Origin of the sequence: Arthrobacter sp. NPDC058288 (assembly GCF_042880995.1) — a bacterium.
Taxonomy (GTDB): Bacteria; Actinomycetota; Actinomycetes; order Actinomycetales; family Micrococcaceae; genus Arthrobacter.
This window is the reverse complement of sequence record NZ_JBHVYH010000002.1, coordinates 307,523-328,154: the sequence shown is the minus strand read 5'-3', so window position 1 is coordinate 328,154 and position 20,632 is coordinate 307,523. Positions and strand designations below refer to the sequence as shown.

General features: G+C 66.6%; 18 protein-coding genes. 7 read left to right on the top strand and 11 right to left on the bottom strand.

The features are described 5' to 3' along the window. Positions 1–75: 75 nt before the first annotated feature. Positions 76–414 carry an STAS/SEC14 domain-containing protein gene (locus ACFVWT_RS10300; RefSeq protein ID WP_390247686.1) on the top strand — a complete coding sequence of 113 codons (339 nt, stop codon included), beginning with the start codon at positions 76–78 and terminating at the stop codon, positions 412–414. Further along, a complete protein-coding gene (locus ACFVWT_RS10295; protein ID WP_390247684.1) occupies positions 404–1,942 on the top strand; it encodes a putative bifunctional diguanylate cyclase/phosphodiesterase in 1,539 nt (512 codons plus the stop codon). Before ACFVWT_RS10300 ends, ACFVWT_RS10295 begins: the two co-directional genes overlap by 11 nt. Here the strand turns inward: ACFVWT_RS10295 and ACFVWT_RS10290 are convergent. The 7 genes from ACFVWT_RS10290 to ACFVWT_RS10260 all read right to left on the bottom strand — a co-directional run bounded on the left by ACFVWT_RS10290 (position 1,939) and on the right by ACFVWT_RS10260 (position 8,938). After that, positions 1,939–2,721, bottom strand: a complete 783-nt coding sequence (locus ACFVWT_RS10290; protein ID WP_390247682.1) for a glycerophosphodiester phosphodiesterase — start codon at positions 2,719–2,721, stop codon at positions 1,939–1,941. The genes ACFVWT_RS10295 and ACFVWT_RS10290 overlap by 4 nt on opposite strands. Positions 2,722–2,735: 14 nt before the next feature. After that, positions 2,736–3,554 (bottom strand): HAD family hydrolase, encoded by an 819-nt coding sequence (locus tag ACFVWT_RS10285; RefSeq protein WP_390247680.1) that lies wholly within the window; start codon positions 3,552–3,554, stop codon positions 2,736–2,738. 59 nt (positions 3,555–3,613) lie between these two features. Next, on the bottom strand, positions 3,614–4,123 hold the full coding sequence (locus tag ACFVWT_RS10280; protein ID WP_390247678.1) for a YbhB/YbcL family Raf kinase inhibitor-like protein: 510 nt from the start codon (positions 4,121–4,123) through the stop codon (positions 3,614–3,616). Between the two features lie 10 nt (positions 4,124–4,133). Next, positions 4,134–5,150 (bottom strand): carbohydrate kinase, encoded by a 1,017-nt coding sequence (locus tag ACFVWT_RS10275; protein WP_390247676.1) that lies wholly within the window; start codon positions 5,148–5,150, stop codon positions 4,134–4,136. Positions 5,151–5,204: 54 nt separating this feature from the next. Beyond that, positions 5,205–6,569 carry a rhodanese-like domain-containing protein gene (locus tag ACFVWT_RS10270; RefSeq protein WP_390247674.1) on the bottom strand — a complete coding sequence of 455 codons (1,365 nt, stop codon included), beginning with the start codon at positions 6,567–6,569 and terminating at the stop codon, positions 5,205–5,207. Positions 6,570–6,655: 86 nt separating this feature from the next. Then, complete coding sequence (gene nhaA / locus ACFVWT_RS10265; RefSeq protein WP_390247672.1) at positions 6,656–8,008, bottom strand: Na+/H+ antiporter NhaA; 1,353 nt, start codon at positions 8,006–8,008, stop codon at positions 6,656–6,658. 135 nt (positions 8,009–8,143) lie between these two features. After that, entirely contained in the window at positions 8,144–8,938 is a 795-nt protein-coding gene (locus tag ACFVWT_RS10260; RefSeq protein WP_390247846.1) for an alpha/beta hydrolase, read from the bottom strand. A 252-nt stretch (positions 8,939–9,190) separates the two neighbouring features. On the opposite strand from ACFVWT_RS10260, the gene ACFVWT_RS10255 reads away from it, so the two are divergent. The 4 genes from ACFVWT_RS10255 (at position 9,191) to ACFVWT_RS10240 (ending at position 13,313) form a co-directional block, all read left to right on the top strand. Then, positions 9,191–10,297: a GTP pyrophosphokinase family protein gene (locus ACFVWT_RS10255; protein WP_390247670.1), complete on the top strand. Its 1,107-nt coding sequence runs from the start codon at positions 9,191–9,193 to the stop codon at positions 10,295–10,297. A 6-nt stretch (positions 10,298–10,303) separates the two neighbouring features. Continuing rightward, the gene (locus ACFVWT_RS10250; protein WP_390247668.1) at positions 10,304–11,806 is read left to right on the top strand and encodes a SulP family inorganic anion transporter; all 1,503 of its coding nucleotides are present in this window, start codon (positions 10,304–10,306) and stop codon (positions 11,804–11,806) included. Between the two features lie 127 nt (positions 11,807–11,933). Beyond that, positions 11,934–12,128, top strand: coding sequence for a YegP family protein (locus tag ACFVWT_RS10245; protein ID WP_390247666.1), 195 nt, complete (start codon positions 11,934–11,936; stop codon positions 12,126–12,128). A gap of 117 nt (positions 12,129–12,245) precedes the next feature. Next, positions 12,246–13,313, top strand: coding sequence for a bile acid:sodium symporter family protein (locus ACFVWT_RS10240; protein WP_390247664.1), 1,068 nt, complete (start codon positions 12,246–12,248; stop codon positions 13,311–13,313). Positions 13,314–13,332: 19 nt separating this feature from the next. Here ACFVWT_RS10240 and ACFVWT_RS10235 read toward each other — a convergent pair whose 3' ends face one another. From ACFVWT_RS10235 to ACFVWT_RS10225, 3 genes are all read right to left on the bottom strand, one after another. Then, positions 13,333–13,899 carry a TetR/AcrR family transcriptional regulator gene (locus tag ACFVWT_RS10235; RefSeq protein ID WP_390247845.1) on the bottom strand — a complete coding sequence of 189 codons (567 nt, stop codon included), beginning with the start codon at positions 13,897–13,899 and terminating at the stop codon, positions 13,333–13,335. 61 nt (positions 13,900–13,960) lie between these two features. Continuing rightward, positions 13,961–14,668: a PAS and ANTAR domain-containing protein gene (locus tag ACFVWT_RS10230; RefSeq protein WP_390247662.1), complete on the bottom strand. Its 708-nt coding sequence runs from the start codon at positions 14,666–14,668 to the stop codon at positions 13,961–13,963. Between the two features lie 5 nt (positions 14,669–14,673). Continuing rightward, entirely contained in the window at positions 14,674–14,901 is a 228-nt protein-coding gene (locus tag ACFVWT_RS10225) for a YegP family protein (protein WP_390247660.1), read from the bottom strand. A 332-nt stretch (positions 14,902–15,233) separates the two neighbouring features. On the opposite strand from ACFVWT_RS10225, the gene ACFVWT_RS10220 reads away from it, so the two are divergent. Then, the gene (locus ACFVWT_RS10220) at positions 15,234–15,599 is read left to right on the top strand and encodes an ArsR/SmtB family transcription factor (RefSeq protein ID WP_390247658.1); all 366 of its coding nucleotides are present in this window, start codon (positions 15,234–15,236) and stop codon (positions 15,597–15,599) included. Positions 15,600–15,654: 55 nt separating this feature from the next. Here ACFVWT_RS10220 and ACFVWT_RS10215 read toward each other — a convergent pair whose 3' ends face one another. After that, complete coding sequence (locus ACFVWT_RS10215) at positions 15,655–20,535, bottom strand: NAD-glutamate dehydrogenase (protein WP_390247656.1); 4,881 nt, start codon at positions 20,533–20,535, stop codon at positions 15,655–15,657. Positions 20,536–20,632: the final 97 nt, after the last annotated feature.

Genomic DNA, 20,632 nt, shown 5'->3' with positions numbered 1-20,632 from the left:
GTTTCGGTAGGGCCAGGGAGGCCAAACGGCTCCTCTCATATGTTCGGGGGATTGATGCCTAAGCCGCTTGGATTGATGCAAGAGCAGATTGTCCGGATCGTGCTTCCCCGGGACGAGCACTTGGACGAACACTCGGCACAGCTGCTGGCTGCCGGCCTCAAGGCCCCGCAATCCGGTTTCCCCTTGGCCGTTCTGATGGATGTGACGGACGTTGCGTCTGTGAGCCGGGCAGCGAGGGCTGTCTTCAGCAACGTGAGCACCGTGGCTGCTTGGGCGCTGCTGGGCCGGACCCCCGTGGACCGTATCCTGGCCCATTTCATCCTTGGCGGTGACTTCAAGTCCGGGCCGGCGAGCTACTTCACGTCCGAAATCGATGCACTCAAGTGGTTGAAGGAAAACGCCCATGTTCACTGACGGCGATCCGCGCCTGGGCAAGCTGCTGGACGGAATCGTCCGCCTCGCCGCAGGAGAGCTGCACTCCAGGATTGAAGTGTCCCCCGCCAGGGACGAACTGGATGCCGTCATCATGGGAACCAACCTCCTCGCCGAGGATCTCCAGATCATGTACCAGGAGCTGGAACAGCGGGTGGAACTGCGCACCCGGCTGCTCAACGAGGCACATCTGGAAATGCAGAAGATGGCACTCACGGACTCGCTGACGGGCCTGGCGAACCGTGCCGCCTTGGTCAGCGCCATCAACGCGGCATTGGCGGAGGCTGAGCAGGGCAGCCTGCCGCCGGCACTCCTCCTGCTGGACCTTGATGCCTTCAAGGGCATCAACGACACCCTTGGCCACGCTGCCGGTGACCAGGTATTGGCCGCAGTCGGGGAGCGCATCAAAGGCTCGGTCCGCGAAACGGACACCGTGGCCCGCCTGGGCGGAGATGAATTTGCCGTTCTGATGCCCGCCACCACGGTGGCCCGCGCCGCGAGCGTGGGCAACCGCATCCTCGCGTCCCTGGACGGCCAGGTTGAGCTTGAGAACGACGCCGTCCAGTGTGGCGCCAGCATGGGGCTGTGCATCGGTGGAACCGGCCAGAGCGCGGAACAGCTGCTCATTGAGGCCGACGTGGCGATGTACGCATCCAAGGCCGCGGGCCGCAGCCGGCTCAAAGTCTTCGAACCGGCGATGCTGCACGCCCGCCAGCTGCGGAGCCAGCTTATTGAGGACCTGCGGACGGCCATTTCCGGCTCGGAGCTGGTGCTTTTCTACCAGCCCGTGGTGGACCTGACCACGGGGCGGATCGAAGGCGCTGAAGCCCTGGTCCGCTGGAAGCACCCGTCCCGCGGGATGGTGATGCCTGACGAATTCATCCCGCTCGCGGAAGACGCCGGACTCATTTCCGAGCTGGGCGGCTGGGTCCTGCGTACCGCCGTTCGACAGTTGAGGGACTGGCGGGCAGAGGGCCGGGCGGGCGATGAATTCTCCATGCGCATCAACATCTCCCCCACGGACCTTCAGCGCCTTGAGTTCATCGAAGAAGTCCGGGATGCCCTCAGCGAGGCGGAGCTCAACCCGGAGCTCCTGGTGCTCGAGCTGACGGAAGGCGCCATCGTCAGCGGCAACGAACTGGACCGGTACTCCTTGAACAGCCTGCGGAAGCTGGGTGTGGGGCTGGAAATCGACGACTTCGGCACGGGCTACTCCTCCATCAGCTACCTGCGCAAGCTCCCCGTGGACAAGGTCAAAGTGGACCGCTCCCTCCTGAAGGACCTGGGCACGGACCCGGCCCAGCCCGCCCTGATAGCGGCGATCCTCCAGCTGATCCGGGCCTGCGGCCTCGAAGCGGTCTGGGAAGGCGTGGAGAACGCGGAGCAGGCACAGCACCTTGCCAGCATCGGTTGCGTCAGCGCGCAGGGATACTACTTCGGCCGGCCTGTGGCGGCGGACGAGTTCGCAGCAGTGCTAGACGCGCAGCGGGCGTCACGCCACGGCAGCTAGTCCCACTGCCCCCGGCCCTGGAGCACCTTTTTCAGGAGATCGGCCCGGTCGGTGACGATGCCGTCAACGCCGAGGTCCAGGAGCCGGTGCATCTCCGCGGGGTCGTTAATGGTCCACACATGGACCTGAAGGCCGTGCCGGTGGGCGCGGCGGACGAAGGCCGGCGTCACCACCCGGACGCCGGCGTAGCTAACGGGCACCTGGAGCGCGTGGACGCCCCGCAGCGCCCGCCGGATGACGGGCGCCGGAAGCACCGGCCCCAACATGGTGAAGAGCGCGTTGGTCATCATGCCGGCGGACGCCGCGACCGGCCGGCTCAACTGCTTGACCACCGCCCGGCGCCGACGGTCCGAGAAGCTCGCAATCAGCACCTGGTCGTGAACACCGTGGCGCTCAATCGCCGCAGCCAGGCTCGGCACGGAGTTCCAATCCTTGACATCAAGGTTTAGCCGCACGTCAGGGAAGGCCCGGACCATCTCTTCGAAGAGCGGGATGGGTTCCACGCCGCCGATCCGTGCCCGGGCGACGGTCCCGGCAGGGAGCCGGGCAATGCGGCCCTGCCCGTCAGTGACACGGTCCAGGGAGGGGTCATGGAACACCAGGAGCACGCCGTCAGCTGTGGTGTGAACGTCCATTTCCAGGTACCGGTAGCCGAGGTCGACGGCGGCGCGGAACGCCGACATCGAGTTCTCCAGCCCGTTCGGCGAAAACCCGCGGTGGGCCATCGCGATCCGCGCGGAGCCGCTTCCGGCGGCGAAGAAAGGCTGGAACTCCGTCATTGCCGGGCTCCTGCCTAGGCGGGCTTCACGCCAAGTCCGGCCAGCTTGGCCTCGAGAATCTGGGCCACGCCGTCGTCGTCGAAATGGGGCGCCTGCTGCCCTGCTGCCCGGATGGCCTCGGGGTGGCCGCTGGCCATTGCGTAGCCGTCGCCGGCCCAGCGGAGCATCTCGATGTCGTTGGGCATGTCCCCGAACGCCACTACGTCAGCGGCGTCAATACCAAGGGTGGCGGCGTATTCGGCCAGGGTCACGGCCTTGTTGACGCCCGGCAGGGCGAGCTCCAGCATGGCCACGGTGGGTGCAGAGTGGGTGGCGGACGCGAGGTGCGCCACCGCGGGTGACACTTCGGCGAGGAAGTCGTCGGCGGTGCCTTCGCGGACAATGGCCAGGAACTTCACCACGGCGTCGTCAGCGGTGAGGGTGCTGGCCAGTGGGGCGGGGGTGTACTCGGACAGGAGCTCGCTGGAGTCGTTTTCGATGAAACCCGGTTCCAGGTGGAAGCCGGTGAGGGTTTCCGCGGCGAACAGGGCGGACGGCCGCAGCTGCTTGATGATGCGGCGCGTTTCGAAGACCGCGTCCAGGGCTAGCGTACGTGCTGAGACCAGGCGGCCCGCCTCGAGGTCCCACACCACTGCGCCGTTCGAGCAGATCACGGTTCCGGCATGCCCCAGCTGGTCCTCCAGCGGGTGCAGCCAGCGGGGCGGACGTCCGGTCACAAAGACCAGTTCGACGCCGGCGTCACGGCACGCGTGGAAGGCACGGATGGTCCGGTGGCTGATTTTGCCGTCATGCCCGAGGATCGTTCCGTCAATGTCACTTGCTACCAGCCGCATACTGCCAGTCTACGTTGGCCCGGCGGCCCCGGCAGGCGCGGCCCGGCAGCCGGCAGGCCCTAGCGTTCGAAGATCCCCGTGAGCGTTCCCCGGCCCAGTATGTGCGGGGCCAGCTTTGATTCCAGCTTCGCCGGGCTGAACCCGGCGTCCAGGCCAAGGTGCTCAACATCGAGGGCATAGACGGTGGCGATGTAGCGGTGCGGGCCGTGGCCGGGCGGCGGCGCGGCCCCCAGATAGCCGTGGAACCCGCCGTCGTTCTTCAGCTGCAGCGCACCGGTGGGAAGGAGCCGGCCGCCCTCCGCGCCCGCACCCTCGGGCAGCGAGGAGACGGCTGCCGGGAGATCCAGCACGGCCCAGTGCCAGAATCCGCCCCGGCCCGGGGCATCGGGATCGAACACCGTGACTGCATAGCCCTTGGTTCCGGCAGGCGCACCGCTCCAGCTCAACTGCGGAGATTCATCCTTGCCGCCGGCGCGCATCTTGCCGCTTCGCTGGGCGGGCGGCAGGGTTTGGCCGTCGCGGAAGGACTGGCTGCGGACCTGCAGGGAGGGGGCACCGTGGGTAGACATGTGTTGCCTTTCAGTTGCTGGCGGAGTCGGCATTCCTCAAGTCGTCCCCGGCGAGCGCCGCGTCGCCCGCCAGGCCCTCGCGCTCTAGGCTTTCGAGCTCGAAGTGGTTCAGCTCGGCCCGTGTGGGCGGGTTGGCTCCGGGCCGGGACACGGTGACGGCTGCGGCCCACGCCGCATGGGCCAGCAGTTCACGGAGGGATTCGGCCGGCAGTTCGCGCAGCTCCTTCCGGTTCTGCGCGCCGTCCAGGCCGCGGTCCACCAGGCCGGAAAGCAGCGCGGCCATGAAGGAATCCCCTGCACCGACAGTGTCTGCCACCTCCACCGCGGGCGCGGGGAACTCCGCTTCCCCGGCGGCGGTGATGCCCCACGGCCCGGCCGCGCCCCGGGTCACCACCACCAGGGCCGGCCCCTCGGGACCGCCCAGGGAGAGCCAGCGCCGGGCCGAATCCAAGACGTCCACACCGGGGTAGAGCCACTCAAGGTCCTCGTCAGAGGCCTTCACCACATCCGCCAGGGTGACGAACTTTTCCGCCTGCCGGCGGGCGTAGTCCACGTCGGTGATGATGCTGGGGCGGCAGTTGGGATCGAAGCTGATGGTGGCCGACGGGTGCGCGTGCTCGACGGCGGCAAGCACGTCCGCGGCGCCCGGCGCCAGCATGGTGGCAATGGAACCGGTGTGAACCAGGGTGGTCCCCTGCAGCATGAACGGCAGCCGGTCCGCGAGGCCGGGCAGTTCCCAGGCGAGGTCGAACGTATAGGTGGCGGCGCCGTCGTCGTCAATCAACGCGGTGGCCACGCTGGTGGGCAGGCCGTCCGGCCCCTGCGGCACCATTACCGAGCTGGATTTCAGGTGGGCGGCCACCGACTCTCCGTAGGCGTCGCGCCCGAACCTGCCGATGAACTGCACGGGATGGTCCAGGCGCGCCAGTCCCACGGCCACATTGAGCGGGCTGCCGCCCACGTGGGCCTCGATTCCCGAGGAGCGTTGGACAACGTCAACCAGGCCTTCGCCAATTACTGTGAGCATGGTCATACTCTGCCAGAGAACGGGGTGCCCGCGCTCCTGATTACGCCGTGCCCGTTACGCCGATGGCGCGTTGTCCATGGGGACGCCGGACTTCCGGGCATCCTCGAACCTCGCATCCAGGTGGACCACGTCCCTGCCCGCCCGCTGCAGCAGGCTGGCGGCAACGCCGGCGCGGTAGCCGGTTCCGCAGTGGACCCACAGCCTGCCGGCCGGAACTTCATCCATGCGGGTGAGGAGCTGGTGGACGGGGACGTTGACGGCTCCGGAAACGTGGGATGCGGCAAACTCCTCCGTCCGCCGGACATCAAGGATCGTGTCGCCGCCGGCCCGGCCGGCCAGCAGGCCGTCCCAGCCGACGCGCGGGTAGGAGGCGACGGCGGCGTCCGGCGCCAGGGCGTGCGGTTCGGTTCCGACGGCGGCATCCGGCGAATCGATGCCGATCCGGGAGAGATCGCGGATGGCTTTTTCGACGTCGTCCCGCGAGCCCACGAGGGTGAGCTTCTCATCCCAGGGCAGGACCCAGCCCAGGTAGGTGGTGAAGTTGGAGCCGCTGCCGTATTCGAAGCTGACACTGCCTTTGAGGTGGTTGCTGGCGAACGCCACGCGGCGGCGGAGGTCCACCACCCATTCCCCGGCTTCCAGGCGCCGGGTGAGTTCGGCCGGGTCCAGCGACTCCGGAACGGTGAGGTCCGCGGGTCCCGGGCCCTTGGCGTTCATGGCCCCCATGTGAGCGTAGTAGGCCGGGTACGCGGAGAGGTTGGCGATGAGCTCCTGGACGAAGTGGTCCTCGTCCGCATCGGTCAGGGCGTGGTTGGCGGTGAGTTGCTCACCCACTGTGGAGGACCCCGTGCCGGTTGCCGGACCGGATGAGCAGAATGAGCCGAAGCCGTGGGTGGGGAATAGTGCTGCGTCCCGGCGGGCCTCGGCCACAAGCCGGCGCACGGACGCGTACTGGTCATGGGTCAGGCCGATGGTGTCGGAGGCAGCAACGAGGTCCGTCCGGCCGACTGAGCCGTAGAGCAGGCTGCCGCCGGAGAAGACCGCCTGCTTGTCGCCGTCGTCCACGATAAAGGACAGGTGCGTGTGGGTGTGGCCCGGAGTGGCCACAGCCCTCACGGTCAGCGCTCCTACGCGGACCTCCTGGCCGTCGGCGATGGGTTCGCGCTCGAACTGGACCGGGTCCGCGGCATTGACGAGGTACGTCGCACCATGGGCTTTGGCGAGCTCCAGGCCGCCGGTGACGTAGTCGTTGTGCAAATGCGTTTCGGCGACGTGGGTGATGGTCACGCCCGCTTCGCGGGCCGCGGCCTCCACGCGGTCCGTGTCCCGCTGCGGATCGATGACCAAGCCCACCGTGCCATCATGCACCAGGTAGCTCCGGTCCCCCAGCTGCGGGGTATCGATGACAACGACGTCCATGGCATCCTCCTCGGGCGGTGGCGGCGGCTTCCGCACGCTACCAAAACCATACCCCTAGGGGTATGACGCAGCAAGGGGTCCGGTCGTCAGCCGCGGCTTTCGTGCTGGTAGACGTCCGGGATGCCGTCCTGGTCCGAGTCGATCTTCTCCAGCTCTTCCGCGCGGCGGTACTGGCGGTTTCTGGTCCGCAACACCACGGTGGCCAGGATTGCGGCGAGGAGAGACGCCGCCAGGATGCCCACCTTGGCGTGGTCATCGTGCAGGCTGCCGTGACCGAAGCTGAGTTCCGCGACGAGCAGGGACACGGTAAAGCCGATTCCGGCCAGCAGCGAGACGCCAAAAACATCGATCCATTTGAACGATCCGTCCAGCCGCGCCCTGGTGGCTTTGGTGAGGATCCACGTGGTGCCCATAATGCCGATCGGCTTCCCCAGGACGAGCGCCATGATGATGCCGATGGCCACGGGGTCGGCCAGGGCGGAGCCCAGCCCTTCCCAGCCGCCCACGGCCACGCCGGCGGAGAAGAAGGCGAAGATGGGAACGGCCACGCCGGCGGATATGGGACGGAACCGGTGTTCGAAGATCTCCGCCAGGCCGGGGCCCGCTTCGGGACCCCCGCTGGCCTTGGACCGGAGCACCGGCACGGCGAACCCGAGCAGGACACCGGCCACCGTGGCGTGGATGCCGGAGGCGTGCACCAGCGCCCAGGTGACAATGCCGAGCGGCAGCAGGATGGCCCAGGCAGCCATGAAGTGGGCGCCGAAGAAGCGGCGGTACTTCTGCGCCAGGAAGGCATACAGGGCAAGCGGGATGAGTGCGAGCAGCAGCGGGGCCGCCTGGATGTCGCTGGAGTAGAAGAACGCGATGATGCTGATGGCAATGAGGTCGTCCACCACTGCCAGGGTGAGCAGGAAGATTCGCAGGGCGCTGGGCAGGTGCGAGCCGATGATGGCAAGCACGGCAACGGCGAATGCGATGTCGGTGGCAGTGGGGATGGCCCAGCCGCGCAGGGTTTCCGGACTGTATATGTTCACGGCGGCATATATGAGGGCTGGTACCAGAACACCTCCGGCCGCTGCGGCCACGGGCACGATTGATTTGCTGATCTGGCGGAGGTCGCCCGCCACGAATTCCCGCTTGAGTTCCAGGCCCACCAGGAAGAAGAAGATGGCCAGCAGCCCGTCGGCAGCCCAGGCCCCCAGGCTCAATTCGAGGTGCCAGGGCTCGTAGCCGATCTTGTAGTCCCGCAACGCGAAGTAGCTGTCCGAGAGCGGTGAATTTGCCCAGATCAGGGCGATGACGGCAGCGGCCACCAGGAGGGCGCCGCCGACTGTTTCCTTGCGCAGGATCTCGCCGATGCGCAGCGATTCGGCGTAGCTGCCGTAGCCAAGGACGGTGCGCGGTTTGGCATCGGGGGCGGGCGTAGGTGCGTGGCTCATTAAAGCGTCCTAAACGTTGAGTCGACAAAATCATGCCGACCAGACTTCCCGGCGCACCTTGGTCCAGTCTAGGCGACGGACGCCACCGCGGGTTAAACGCGCCGGGCGGAAATGAAGCCGCTGCCGGGCCCCGCGTCAGCCGAGGAGTTCCTGCACCAGGTCCCGGCACTTCCGGTAGGCCGGGGCCTTGGGGTCAATCAGGGAGAAGTGGTCGCCGGGCACGTTGAGCAGCTGGACGGGCGCGCCGGCAGCCTTGGCCGCGCAGGCGTAGGACACGGACTGGCTGACCGGAACGTCGTCGTCGTCGCTTCCGTGGACGGCGTAGACGGGGACCCCCAGGGGGACTGCGCTCATGGGATCAACGAACTTATGCCGTTTCGGGTACTTAGCTGACGAGCCTCCCAGCAGGTTGCTGACTGCGCCGTTGCTGAGGTTGAGCTTCTCGGCGTCGGCCAGGTTCAGGAGCCCGGCCTGGCTGACCACCCCGGTAAGGTGCACCGCATCGTCGTCGTTCTTGCGCTGCAACTGGCGGTCGGCGTCCGGTGCGCCGAGCTGCCCCAGGCGGGAACGGCCTGCCGCCCAGACGGCCAGGTGCCCGCCGGCCGAGTGGCCGAGTGCCACCACTCTGTCGAGGCCCAGCCCGTGCATGGCAGCAACGTCCCGGAGTTTGTCGATGCCCGCCAGCACGTCCTCGAAAGTGTGCGGCCAGCCGCCGCCGTTGCCGGCGCGCCGGTACTCCAGGTTCCAGGCAGGCATTCCGTGCATGGCGAGGTCCCTGGCCAGCGGCTCGCCCAGTTCCGCGCCGTACTGCGAGCGCCAGTACCCGCCGTGGATGACCACCACCACGCCCCGGGTTCCAGGGGCGTCCGGGAGGAAGAGTTCACCCCATTGGCTGGGGTCGTCGCCGTATTGGTACTTGTGCCGCTTCACTGCGTCCTCCTTCGGGCCCGACGAACAGGAAGCGGACAGTGCCCCCAGTGTCACCGCTGCGGCAGCGCCCAGCCCCTGCGAAAGGAAGGTCCGGCGCCGCACATCAGCCATGTGCCGAGCCTACCTTGGGTGTCGGACAGCTTTGCGCCAGCGGGTTCGACGGCGGCGCCGGCCACGTGCACCGGCGCCACGGACTGACCAGCCGGTGGAGTGTCAGCCCCGGCTGTCGGCGCCCGCCCGTAAGCTGGAACCATGGCTACCAACTGGGACCGCCTGGACGCAGGCCTGCGCGAATCCGTGCAGGAAAACGTGGAACTCTACGAACGGGTCCGCCCTGCCCTGAAGCTGGTCACCCGGGAAGTCCTGCTCACGCTCCGGAGCATGCTCAAGGACACCGAGGTGACGCCCCTGTTCGTCACCGGCCGCACCAAAACGGTGGAGTCCTTCAAGGAAAAGATTTCCCGGACGGAGAAGCCGCTGGAGCCAGGCGGGCCGCCCGTACTGAAGTTCCCGGACCCGTTCCGGACCCTCAACGACATGGTGGGCGTACGGGTCATCACCAAGCTTCCGGCGGAGAACGCCATGGTGGCAAACCTGATCAAACGCCAACGCCAGCTCTTTGACTGCCGCGGCGACCGTGAGAAGGACATCGGCTCCATCGAGTCCGGGACCTACGGCTACTCCAGCCGACACCTGATCCTGCGGACCATCCAGAACGAAGCCGTCAAGGACTACCAGAAGGTCTTCAACCCGGACCTCCAGCCCAACGGCAGCTACTTTTTCGAATGCCAGATCCGCACGGTCTTTGCCCACGCGTGGAGCGAGATCGAGCATGACATCCGCTTCAAGGCCGAGGATCCCCGCGCTTGGACTCCGCACTTTGATCGCCAGTTCACGGCCACGGCGGCAATGCTGGAAACGGTGGAGGGCGCCTTCGCGGACCTTCACGAACGCTACGAGGAAGTCCGCGGATACTGGGACACGGACGGCGAAGGCGCCGCGCAGCTCACCCCGAACCGGATCCGCGACGTCTGGCGGACCCTCCTTCCGCACGTAGACCGTAAAGTGGATGATGATTGGGGCTGGGCAGCTGAACTCATGGCGGCCCACGGCCTCAACCAGACCGTGCAGCTGGCAGAGCTGCTCAGCGCCAACCGGATCACCGAAGTCCGCAAGGCCCTGGACCACAGGTACTCCCCCGGGCCCGACCGGCTGCTGGACGACCTGCTGCTGTGGCAGTACGGCACCAAACACATTGACCTCACCGCGGAGGCGCCCGACGTCGTTCCGCACCCCCGGCGCGACAGCCTCCTGCGGCGGCTGAAACAGATCGAGCGCTACCGCCAGACCAAGCTCTAGGAACACATGAAGCCCGAACAACTCCAGTCCGTCCGGGCTACGCTCCGTTCCCCGCGCCGCCTCAAGACGGAAGCCCTCGCCGGACTGGTGGTGGCGCTGGCCCTCATCCCCGAGGCGATTGCATTCTCCGTCATTGCAGGCGTGGATCCCCGGATCGGGCTGTTCGCGTCCTTCACCATGGCCGTGACGATTTCCTTCGTGGGCGGCCGGCCCGCCATGATTTCCGCGGCCACCGGTGCGGTGGCCCTGGTGATCGCCCCGCTGATGCGGAGCCACGGCCTGGACTACCTGATCGCCGCCGTGATCCTGGCCGGGGTCTTTCAAATCCTCCTGGCACTCCTGGGCGTCACCAAACTCATGCGCTTCATTCCGCGCTCAGTGATGGTGGGGTTCGTCAACGCCCTGGCCATCCTCGTGTTCATGGCGCAGCTGCCCGAGCTGATCGACGTGCCATGGCTCGTCTATCCCCTGGTGGCTGTCGGCCTGGTGATCGTCGTTGCGCTCCCGCGGCTCACGTCAGCGGTACCCTCGCCGCTCGTGGCGATCGTGGCTCTCACCCTGTTTGCCGTCCTCGCCAAGATTGACGTTCCCGCCGTCGAGGACAAAGGCCAGCTTCCCGAAAGCCTGCCCACGATCTTCATTCCCAACGTGCCGCTGACGCTGGAAACCTTCCAGATCCTCGCCCCGTTCGCGCTCTCCATGGCACTGGTGGGACTGCTGGAATCCCTGATGACGGCCAAGCTTGTTGACGACATCACGGACACCCGGTCAAACAAGACCCGGGAGTCCTGGGGCCAGGGCGTGGCGAACATCGTCACCGGCTTCCTGGGCGGCATGGGCGGATGTGCCGTGATCGGCCAGACCATGATCAACGTCAAGGGTTCCGGTGCCCGCAGCAGGGTCTCTACGTTCCTGGCCGGCGTCTTCCTGCTGGTCCTGGTGGTGACGCTCGGCGACATTGTGGGCCTGATCCCCATGGCCGCACTCGTGGCCGTGATGATCTTCGTTTCCGCCATCACCTTCGACTGGCACTCCATCGCCCCGAAGACACTGAAGCGGATGCCCAAATCCGAAACAGCGGTTATGCTGATCACCGTGGGCACCGTGGTGGCCACCCACAACCTCGCCATTGGAGTGGGCGTCGGAGTCCTGGCCGCCATGGCCATGTTCGCCCGGCGCGTTGCCCATTTCGCCACGGTTGAACGGACCGAGATCGAGCTCAATGGCGAGACCGTGGCAACGTACACGGTGGACGGAGAGCTCTTCTTCGCGTCCTCCAACGACCTCTACACCCAGTTTGAATACGCCCGCGATGCCGCACCCGCGGTGGACCGCGTCATCATCGATCTTCACGCTTCGCACTTGTGGGACGCGTCCACGATCGCCGTGCTGGACGCCGTCACCGAGAAGTACCGCAGGCACGGCCGGGAAGTGGAGCTGATCGGCCTGAACTCCGCCAGCACCCGGATGCGTGAACGGCTCGCCGGGAAGCTCAACGCAGGACACTAGCGCGCCCGCCTCACTCCCCGGCTCGAAACAGAACGTTGTGTAGTTCATGTGACAAGATTTGTCATCTAGGGTGGTGGGAGCAGCCTGCGACCACCTGGCAGGCGCACCACCTTGGGGGAGGTCCAGCATGGCAGGAAAATTTGAACTCGTCGCCGCGGAACAAGGCGGCGTCCGTATCCGGCTCGTCAACGGGGCAGGCAACATCCTTGCCGTCTCGGGGCTCTACCGGGACAGCGCGGCGGCCGCTTCCGGCGTCACCGAGATTCGCGAGCACGCAGCCACGGCACACATCGCCGATTACAGCGGCCCGCCGGCCCAATAGCGCGGTGCCCGGGCCGCAGTAGCGGCCGACATCCGGCGCCTGGTCGGGCCCGACACAAATGTCAGACATCTGTTCATGAACTGGCCCGACCAGGCGCCGGAGTGTGAGCATTATTGGATGCTTGAAGCAACCAAATCCCACGACACCTTGAAGGCCGGCGCCGAAGCTGACGCCGCCCCGCTTAATCCGGCCCTGGCCGCAGAGGCCAAAATTGCGCGAATTGCCGTCACGGTCTTCCCGCTGTTGGTGGTGGCCGCCGGCATTGCCGGTTTCCTGCTGCCGGGCGCCTTCAAGCCGATGGCCCCCGGGGTCCCGTACCTGCTGGGCGTCATCATGTTCTGCATGGGCCTGACGCTCACCCCGCCGGACTTCGCCTCCGTGGTCAAGCGTCCCTGGGCCGTAGTGCTGGGCATCGTGGCCCACTACGTGATCATGCCGGGTGCCGGCTGGCTGATTGCCGTGGCACTCAACCTCCCACCCGAACTGGCCGTGGGCCTCATCCTGGTGGGCTGTGCGCCGTCCGGAACAGCGTCGAACGTAATGGCCTTCCTCGCCAAGGGGGACGTTGCCCTTTCGGTGGCCGTAGCATCCGTCTCGACGCTGATAGCTCCCATCGTCACTCCCCTGCTGGTCCTGTTCCTGGCCGGGTCTTTCCTGCAGATCGACGCCGGAGCGATGGTCCTGGACATCGTCAAGACTGTCCTCCTGCCGGTAATTGCGGGCCTGCTGGCACGGCTGTTCCTCAAGAAGCTCGTCGCGAAGGTTCTCCCGGCACTCCCCTGGGCGTCCGCCGTCGTGATTTCCCTGATTGTTGCGATCGTGGTGGCAGGCAGCGCCAGCAAGATTGTGGCCGCCGGCGGCATCGTGTTCCTCGCCGTGGTGCTGCACAACGGCTTTGGCCTGGGCCTCGGATACCTCGCCGGAAAACTCGGCAGGCTGGATGACAAAGCCCGCCGCGCGCTGGCATTTGAAGTGGGGATGCAGAACTCCGGGCTGGCCGCCACGCTGGCCACCGCGCACTTCAGCCCGCTGGCCGCGCTGCCGTCCGCGGTGTTCTCGCTCTGGCACAACATCTCGGGCGCGATCGTGGCAGCCTGGCTGGCCCGGCGCCCGCTGAGCGATGCCACCGGCGGCGCCCCGGTTCGCGGCGCAACCGCCCGGGACACCTCAGCACGCGACGCCTAAGCGCGGGAAGCCTAAACGCTCAGTTCCGGTGGTGCTCGATCAGCCAGCCGGCCATCTGCTGGGCACGCTTTGACGCCAGGAAGTCCCCCTCCGTGGCCGAGATGATCGAGCCCTTCATCAGGATGTGCCAGGACCTTGAGAATTCCTCGGTGCGGCTCAGCCCGGCTTCCTCCGCCAGGGCCTGGATGTGGCCGCGGATCCTGGTGAGGTAGCCGATGCTCGCCTTCCCCAGCGGATGGTCGGGCCCCATTTCCAGCAGGACATTGATGAACGTACACGCTTCGAAGTCGTCCCGGTGGAACCAATCACCGAACACATCGAAGATGGCGAGCAGCCGCTCCTCGGGTGTGGCGCCCCGGCGGCGGGCTTCCGAGACGATGAGGTCGACGGTCCACACCTGGTCACGAAGCGCCAGGAAGGCCAGGACCAGGGCGTCCTTGGAAGGGAAGTGCCGGTAGAACGTCGCCTTGGCCACCCCGGAGCGGCTGATGAGTTCATTGGTCCCCACATCGCGGATCCCGCGGCGTGAAAACAGCTCATAAGCGGTGGCAAGAATGCGGTCCACGGGGTCATCGCGGCCCGCCATTGCTTGGGCGGGCAGCAGGGTGGAACGGTTGGCGTCGTCGGCAGTCATCGTATAAGGAATTTTACATGGCGCGCTGTTGACGCCTCCCCGGAGGGCCGTGGACGCCGAGTGTTCCGGGCCGGCGTCCGGCAGGTCCGCGGTGGAGGGCCTGAACGAAACCGTCCAGCAGCGCGGGGTCCTTGGCGTTGTTGGCAAGGGCTACGAGGTCGGCTGCGGTCCTGGCCAGTTTGATGTTGCTGTGCTGGCTGTGGGCGACGAGCAGCTTGAACGCCTCCTCCGATCCGATACGCAGGGCCCCCATCAGGATGCCTTTGGCCTGCTCTATGGTGCTGCGGCTCGCGTTGGCCGCTGTAACGGCGGCGCGGGCGAACTGCTCCGCCTCGCGCCGCAGCATCTTGGTGAGGTCTATCACGAAGGCGTCAATGTGGCTCAGCCGGCCCGCCTGGTCAAGCACGCCCTCGCCCGTCGTCAGGATCCTGTGCTCGCGCAGGCGCGCGTCAATGAGCCTGTCGTAGCTGAAGAAACTTCCCCCGGCGTTCCGGATTCGGGTCAATATCTCCAGGCCACGGCTTCGGTCGTCGGGATGCTTGTGCGAGAGCAACAGGTCCAAGGTGGGCACGATCTCTCCGCGGCGATATCCGTGAATATGGAAAAGCTCCTCGGACCAGTCGAGTTTGCCGGTCACCGCGTCATAACGGAACGTCCCGGCGATGCAGTCCCCGGCGGCAAGGAGACTGCTGTGCGCCTGAGGGGCTTTCCGCGCGGTCACAGGGCTCACCACGCAGGGAAATCGGCGACGGCGGACACCCGCCCCGGCTTCGGCGCCGGAACTTCAGTGACAAAACCCATCCCTGCATACTCGCGCACCGCGGCGATCCCGGCCACGGCGGCCCGCTTGTCGGGGAACGGCTTCGAGACCGCCATGACGGTGCCGTCCGGGGCTGTCAGTTGAAATCTGAAGGAAGCATCTGAGTCGGCGAATAGTTCGAACGTTCCTGCCATTGAGCCCTCCTGGAACCTCGGGTCATGCCACTCCCGGTGACGCCGTTGTCAGCGGAAGCAGCCTGAATCCATCCATGGGTTGCCGGCCGCTTGTGAACAGCCGGCTCGAATTGATGAATTCATGAAATTCTGAACTACTCAAGGGCATCCGCGCAAGGGGTGCCCACGGACTAAATCCAGCGATCATCCCAAACCGGCCGGGGCTACGATATACATGCACATCACGCCAATTGGCCGTGCGGGCGAGACAGACTTTTCTGTCTGGCATAGGCTGTATTCGTTGAACAAGCGTTATGGTTATCGCCGGCTGCGGACGGAGGAAGGGAATCCCGATGAAGGACGACTTGCCCGTAGGCCTGGTCCTGAGTGATGTGAAGGCCGAACTTTTTAAGTCCATGGGACACCCTGTCCGGATTCAGGTCCTGGAGATGCTTGCCGACGGCCCCGTGGCCGTCAGCCGCTTGCGGGACGATACAGGCCTGGAGCCCTCGAACCTCTCCCAGCACCTCGGTGTGCTTCGCCGCCAGCGCCTGGTGATCCCCTCGCGCCAGGATGGCCGGCTGTTTTACGAACTGTCCTGCCCCGAAGTGAGCAGCCTCCTCCTCTCGGCGCGCTCACTGCTGGGAACGGTCCTGCAGTCGACCCGGCTGACCCTGAAGTCCGTGGACGTGCCGGCGAAGGAAGCTGTGGGCCGCTAGCGACCCTCTTCGCGGGGCACGCCGGACCTGCTCCCCGGCCGATACCGCGCAGTTTCTATTGCCGTACCAGCGTCCGGAGCAATTTAAGGGCCACGGAGATCGAGGCGATGTCCACCTGCCCGGGTTTGGTTACCTCGGCCAGGGTGTCCTTGATCCTGGCCAGCTGCTCCTGGTGGCCGCGCTCCCACGCCACGATGCGCTCCACCGCATCGGACTGGCCGGGGTCGCTCACGGGGGTCATCTGCATCACGGAGACAGTCATGTCCGCCACGGCAGAGTAGACGTCGTCCCGCAGTGCCGCGCGGGCCAGGGTCTCCCATCGGCTCTGCCGGGGGAGATCGGTGATGCGCAGCAGCAGGCTGGCGGCACCGATGCGCTGGAATACCGCGTAGTAGAGGTCGGCGGTCACCTCGATGGGCTCGGCCGTCTGCTCGGACACGAGGGAGATGTCCAGCAGCCCGAAGCTTTCGAGCATGTCCGCCGCCCGTGTGCCCAGGTCATGCGGAAGCCGGACGGCGTCCCAATGGGCGAGGCGTTCCTGGACGCGGTCAAGGTCGGAGCCGCGCAGGAAGTCGGCTGTTCGTGTCCGCAGCAGGTCCATGGTGGGCATGATCCTCGCCAGCGCCTCGGTGACAGGCTGGTCGCGGTGGTCATGAGTGACGTACCAGCGGGTTGCCCGGTCCAGTACGCGGCGCATATGGATGGCTACTCCGGCGGAGTGTTCACTGGGAAACTCCGGCGGCAGGGCAGCCAGCTTGCTCGCAATCCACGGCAGGTCGTAGGCCTCGCGGGCCACCACGAAGGCCCTTGCCACCGCCGCCGGGGTGGCTGTGGTTTCTTCGATGGCACGGAAGGCGTAGGTGATCCCGCCCAGGTTGACCATGTCGTTGGCCACCACGGTGCACACGATCTGTTTGCGCAAGGGATGTGCGTCCAGATCCGCGTCGAAACGTCCGGCAAGCCGGGGCGGGAAGTAGCCGCGAAGGACGCGTTTGAACCAGGGGTCGTCTGCGAGGTCGCTGGCGGTGAGTTCCCTGGCCAGTTCTGTCTTCGCGTAGGCGGCGAGCACGGCCAATTCGGGAGTGGTCAGTCCTTGTCCCTGCCGCACCCGTTCCTCAAGCTGTTCGGTGCTCGGCAAAGCCTCCAGTCCGCGGTCCAGGTCCGTGGCGCTTTCCAGCCAGTCGATGGTCCGCTGGAAGCCCGGACTCCATTCGAGGACAAGATGCCGGTCATTGAACAGGAGGACGTTCTGGTCGGCGTTGTTGGCCAGAACCTGACGGGCCACGTCGTCCACGAGGGAGTGCAGGAAAGCGGTGCGTTCCGCGGCAGGCATCCGCCCGGTGGCGATCATCCGGTCCACGAAGATTTTGATGTTGACCTCATGATCGGAGCAGTCCACACCGGCCGAGTTGTCGATCGCATCGGTGTTGAGCAGGACACCGGCGAGTGAAGCTTCGATGCGGCCGCGTTGGGTGATGCCGAGATTTCCGCCTTCGGCGACCACCCTGGCGCGCACTTCCCTGCCGTTGATCCTGATTGGATCGTTCGCTTTGTCGCCCACGTCTGCGTGGCTTTCCGAGGACGCCTTGATGTAGGTGCCGATGCCGCCGTTGTAGAGCAGGTCCACGGGCGCCCGGAGGATGGCCTGAAGCAGGGCATGGGGCGGGAGCGCCGTAATACCGGGATCGAGGCCCAGGCAGGTCCGGACCTGCTCGGTGATGCTGACGGCCTTCGCGCGCCGGGAGTGGACGCCGCCGCCCTCGCTGATGAGGGATTCATCGTAGTCTTCCCAGGAGGAGCGCGGCAGGCTGAAGAGCCGGCGTCGTTCTTCGAAGGAGGCTGCGGGATCGGGCGCCGGGTCGAGGAAGATGTGCCGGTGGTCGAAGGCCGCCACAAGCCTGAGGTGCGGCGAGAGCAGCATCGCATTCCCAAAGACGTCGCCGCTCATGTCCCCGATGCCCGCCACGGTGAACTCCTCGCGCTGCGGGTCGATGCCGAGTTCGCGGAAATGGTGCGTCACGGATTCCCAGGCACCGCGCGCGGTGATGCCCATCTCCTTGTGGTCGTACCCCACAGAACCGCCGGAGGCGAAGGCGTCCCCGAGCCAGAAGCCGTACTCCAGGGCCACAGCGTTGGCTGCATCGGAAAAAGAGGCAGTGCCCTTGTCGGCGGCTACCACGAGGTAAAAGTCGTCACCGTCGTGCCGCACCACCCGGGGCGGGGCCACCACTGTCTGTTCCCGGGCGGAGGTGACCAGGTTGTCCGTGAGGTCCAGCAGGCCCTTGATGAAGGTGCGGTAGCACTCCAGTCCGTCGGCGAGCCACCTGTCACGGTTGACTGCGGGGTCCGGAAGCTGTTTCGGGTAGAACCCGCCTTTGGCGCCGGTGGGCACGATGACGGAGTTTTTCACGTTCTGCGCCTTGACCAGTCCCAGAACTTCCGTCCGGAAATCCTCGCTCCGCTCGGACCAGCGCAGGCCGCCGCGGGCAATCTCCCCGAACCGTAGGTGGACACCTTCCACCCGGGGCGAATAGACCCAGATCTCGTACTTCGGCCGGGGCAGCGGGGCCACGGAGATGGCCGCCGGATTCAGTTTGAAACTGAGGTGCGGCTTGTTCTGGAAGTAGTTGGTGCGCAGCGTGGCTTCCACCAGGTTCATGAACGTACGCAGCATCCGGTCGCCGTCGAGGAGCGGGACCTCGTCAATAGCTGACAGCAGCTCAGCGCGGGCGGCGGCGGTGTCCCGGAACCTGCGCCGGACATCCAGCCCGGGGTCGAACCGGGCGTGGAACAGGGCAAGCAGCGCGTGCGTAGCCCGCACATTGGCGGTGAGGGTGTCCGCAATGAATCCGTAGGAGTTGGCGGTTCCCAGCTGCTGGACATATTTCGCGTAGCTGCGCAGAATGGACGCCTGCCGCCAGTCGATGCCCTCGCGGATGACCAGGGTGTTGATCCGGTCCGACTCGACGTCCCCGCGCATGGCGGCGCCGAAGGCGTCTGCGAGCAGTCCTCCTGTGGCGGCCGGGTCCACGCCGGGCGGAAAGTTCACGCCCAAATCGTAGAGGAACAGGCCCGGGCCGTTCCCGCGCCGGATTTCAAACGGCCTCTGGTCCAGGACGTCGAGCCCGAAATCGTGCAGCAGCGGCAGGATCTGGGTGAGGCTGCGCGCCTGGGTCAAGTACAGCCGGAGCCGGGTGTCCTTGCCCGGTGAAGGGGATCCGCCCGGAACGTTCACGATGAGAAGCGGGTCTCCGGGGGGCCGCCCGCCTGCACCGTTCAGGTCAAAGCTTTCGAAATTGACGATGTCCTGGAGGGCGGTTTCCGCCTCATGGTCCGCCCGGTAGCTTGGCGGAAAGGCGCCGGACCAGAGCGCGGTGAGCCGGACAGCTTCTGCCGCCGGGAAGCGGTCCCGGATTGCCTCCTCCAGCCCTTCCTCCCACGAGCGCGTGGCTGAGATCAGGCGCCGCTCCAGCTGTGCGGGGTCGACGCCGGGCCACCGGGAGTCCGGAGCGGACGCGGCAGTACGGTTCAGCAGGATCCGAAAGAAGATCCGGGCCATGGGGGAATCGGTCAGCCGCACTTCGAAATCGATGGCATCCGTGTGGAAGGCGGCCTTGAGTTCCTGCTCCATCAGCAGCCTCACCGCCGTGCTGTACCGCCGGCGGGGAAAGAAGACGAGGGCGGACATGAACCTGCCGAAGCTGTCCTGGCGGAGGAACAGGCGGGGCCGGCGCAGTTCTTCGGCCCGCAGGATCTCGGACGCCAGCCTGGTGAGGTCGTCGACGTCGACGTGGAAGAGCTCGTCGCGCGGGAAGGATTCGAGCACGGCCACAAGGTCCTTGGCACGGTGCGACCTCGGCTGGAGTCCGAGCCGTTCGCGGACCATCCGGGCTTTTTCACGGATCACTGGAATCCGCCGCACGGACTGGTGGGCCGCACCCGGCGTGAACAGCCCCACGAACCGGTGTTCTCCGGCGAAAGCACCGTTCCCGTCCAGCAATTGCAGGCGCAGTTCGTCCAGGTAGGAGGCCCGTAACACGGTGGACCGGAGGTCCGAGGTGGCGAGGGTGCACGAGTTCGGCCACGGCATCCGCTCCTCCCCGTCCCCACGGGGGGTGCCGGCCGCCAGCGGGCGCCGCAGCAGGCCAAGGGCGGAACCGGGGCGCCGGGCGAGCCCTTCCCGGCCGCCCGCCGTCGTGATTTCATACCGGCAGTAGCCGAGCAGGACGAAGTTGCCTTCCCCCAGCCAGCCCAGCAGCTCCCGCAGCTGCCCGGGCGCCGGAACCATCGCCGGCGGATAATTCGCGGCGGCGGCGACGGCGTCGGCAAACCTACGGTCCATTTCCGGTGCGTCCTCGGCGCAGGCGCGGACGTCGGCCAGGACCGCCCTCAGTCTCTCCGCGAGCGCTTCTCCGGACGGCTCATCCGGCACCCTGCCGATTTCCACCGCAACCCAGGCCTCGGCAGTCCGCGCCGAGCCGCCGGAAAATTCGGCCGGAGCGTCCGCGCGCCCTTCCGCTCCGTGGCCTTGTTCGGCTGCCAGCCCTTCCCTCGCGGGCCCTGGCCGGACCTCCAACAGCACGTTGGAAAGGGGATCGCGAAGCACCTCAAGCAGGGGATGCACCAGCAGGCGGATGGAGGCGTCGTCGCGGGTGAGCTCTGCCGTAAGGGATTGAACCAGGTACGGCAAGTCGTCGGCGACCACCACAATGACGCGCGCATCAGGTTCGTTGAAGATGCCGACGGCGGCCTCCCCCGGCGCGCGCGACGCCGCCACGGTCAGGTGGTGCATCGCCCTGCTGCGGAGGGTTTCCGGCGCGTAGTTTTGAAGGTCCTCGGCGGCGACATGGGCATAGTAGTCAGCCAGGAACTGCCCGTCCGGCTCGAGCTGCCCGCCGTCCGGAGGGTGCTTCACAGTCCGGGTTTTTCGTGTCATGCCAATGCGCCTCCAGTGCGCGGAGCCCCGCCGCAACCGGCACCGGCGGACCGGCAACCGCGCATGTTTTTATCATCGCCGCCCCGCGGAGGCGCGT